The following is a 2,054-nucleotide window of genomic DNA, read 5'->3' as shown; positions in this document are numbered from 1 at the left end:
ATTTTTCCACAATGAAAAATTTCGGTGAAGATAAGCCCCTGCCTCAACCTTTTTGCCTTCATCTGTCACAATCATCAAACCAAGCATTGCTTTACCAGGGGTGTTTTTAAATAGCTTATAGATAAGCGCATCAATCATTAACGATACGGGCACACAAGCTATTGCGAAAATCTGGTCAGATCCTGGTCTAAACAACCAGTCAACGAAGCCATCAACATATACAGAAAAGCGATTGCTAAGCCATAAGACAACAATATTGTTGATTAGCCATAAATCGAATACACGAGCAAAAAAACGACTCCAATTTCCGGCTAAGGGATGTGGAGCACAAGCATGATCATGTGCTGAATTTACTTTCTTTACTGGTGAAGACGATAGCGCTGAAGTCGTTGATGATGTGAAATAGGGCATCCATTCATCAAAAAAACGACTTAAGAAACCTTTCAAACCTCCAATGCGGGGATTTGCACCTAGTGTTTCAGGCATTGGCGGTGCTGGAGGGATTGGTGGTGTAGGGGGAGTCGGTGGTACTGATCGCATAAGTTGGTACAGTTCCGGGACATTGCTTAACTTTTTCCAGCCTGAGAAATCTTCACGCCAAATGAGAGAGTCATTATTCAGTATCTTTGTTTTAATCAAATCTTCCATATGGTTTTCTTCATATGGTCCCACTGCCTTTCCTTGCTCTACATACCACCAAGAAGACATTTAAAACTCCTACTTTATTTTATTGGTTTTTTATTTGCTGTGCACAGGGGGTATCGTTCAACTAATATTGCTGGCTAATGTTTGGACGATTTATAACGCGCAAATCCTGCGTTCCCATAACTTATGATACCTACATCAGATCATGGGAACTAGTGCAATTACACTCAGCGTAGAAATTTAAGATATAGTTGATTGTATGTAGCTAAAGCTTGCTCAGGATAAGAATCAGTATGTTTTTTAGCTAATTGTTGGGAACAGCCCCAGCACAAACGAGCGGTAATAATCAGAGTCAGCGCCGTACTCATCCCGGATCTGGTTCAGCGAGTCTTTATGGGCATTGTGAACCGCTCCGGTTTTCCTGGAGAGTATTTTGCCTGAGTGATCAGGCTGCCACATCCCGGTCATTCAGCGAAGCGTAATAGGCTTTTTCTGCCTCCACTGGCGGGATATATCCGGTCCGTTCCATCAATCGGTGATTATTGTACCAGTCCACCCATTTCAGCGTAGCCAGCTCAACATCCTGTCGGGTTTTCCAGCTTTGCCTGTGGATCACCTCCGCTTTGTACAACCCGTTGATACTTTCTGCCATCGCATTGTCATATGAGTCGCCCGTGCTGCCTGTTGAAGCCAGCAGCTCCGCGTCCTGCAGCCGTTGCGTGTACGCCAGTGACACATATTGCGAACCTTTGTCGCTGTGATGGATGGTACCGCTCGGGCGTCTGGCCCACAGCGCCTGCTCCAGTGCATCCAGCACGAACGACGTTTCCATCGTGGATGAGACCCGCCAGCCCACGATAACACCGGCGAACACATCAATGATGAAGGCCACATATGCGAACCCCTGCCAGGTGCTGACGTAGGTAAAATCGGCCACCCAAAGACTATCGGGCCGTTCAGCCACGAACTGCCGGTTCACCCGATCCTGCGGTGTTTCGGCTTTGTTGCTGCGGGTGGTTCTGACACTTTTGCCGCGTGTCACCCCACGTAGCTGCAGGGCTTTCATCAGGCGCTCAATGGTGCAGCGGGCAACGCCGACACCTTCACGTTTTAGCTGTCGCCAGACCTTACGCACACCGTAAACGCTGTAGTTTTCTTCGTATACGCGCTGTATCTCAGGTATCAGCACGGCATCGCGTTTATCCCGACTACTGCGTCGTTCAGGACACTTCCGGCGTTGCTGATGCCAGTAGTACGTTGACGGAGCAATATCCAGCTCATGACAGACTGGCCCGACCCCGTGTTCACCGCTCAGATTTTCCAGAAGCGGCATTATTTTTTCCGTCGCCAGCCCCAGCCCGGTGCCGCTGGTACTGCGGGCGCTGTCACCCCGTACAAACGGCTGGAAC

At 48.7% G+C, this 2,054-nt stretch carries 2 protein-coding genes; both read right to left on the bottom strand.

All coding sequences use genetic code 11. The annotated features are described in order from the left end of the window. Nucleotides 1-708, bottom strand: a 708-nt coding sequence (locus CYR55_RS22635; protein WP_146001029.1) for an RDD family protein, incomplete at its 3' end; no start/stop codon positions are given. 382 nt (nt 709-1,090) lie between these two features. Next, nucleotides 1,091-2,054 (bottom strand): IS3 family transposase (locus tag CYR55_RS22630; protein WP_241522218.1); only part of this gene is annotated, 964 nt, incomplete at its 5' end.

Origin of the sequence: Chimaeribacter californicus (assembly GCF_002858675.1) — a bacterium.
Lineage (GTDB): Bacteria > Pseudomonadota > Gammaproteobacteria > Enterobacterales > Enterobacteriaceae > Chimaeribacter > Chimaeribacter californicus.
Note: the sequence above shows the minus strand (reverse complement) of the source record. Positions and strands in the feature narration are given on the sequence as shown.